This is a genomic window from Adlercreutzia sp. DFI.6.23 (assembly GCF_024462535.1).
Classification (GTDB): domain Bacteria; phylum Actinomycetota; class Coriobacteriia; order Coriobacteriales; family Eggerthellaceae; genus Adlercreutzia; species Adlercreutzia rubneri.
In genome coordinates this window covers 1-319 of the sequence record NZ_JANGBP010000343.1, presented here as the reverse complement: position 1 = coordinate 319, position 319 = coordinate 1, and the positions used below count along the sequence as shown (strand labels likewise).

The 319-nt window shown below is 65.2% G+C and carries 1 protein-coding gene; it reads left to right on the top strand.

Annotation, left to right across the window (positions count from 1 at the left end):
- Window positions 1-24: 24 nt before the first annotated feature.
- Window positions 25-319 (top strand): GTPase (locus tag NE591_RS13645; protein WP_256156909.1); only part of this gene is annotated, 295 nt, incomplete at its 3' end.

The following is a 319-nucleotide window of genomic DNA, read 5'->3' as shown; positions in this document are numbered from 1 at the left end:
CCGTAAAGAATAGCGAGGATAACCATGCCCCTTCCCATCGTCGCCATCGTGGGCCGCCCGAATGTGGGCAAGTCCACCTTGGTCAACCGCATCGCCCAAACCGGCGACGCCATCGAGCACGAGATGCGCGGCGTCACCCGCGACCGCAGCTACCACAAGGCCGACTGGAACGGCGTCGAGTTCATGCTCATCGACACCGGCGGCATCGAGATGGGCGGCGACGACGCCTTCCAAGGCTCCATCCGCGCCCAGGCCTTCGAGGGGGTGCGCGAGGCCGACGTCATCATCTTCCTCGTGGACGGCAAGGCCGGCATCAACA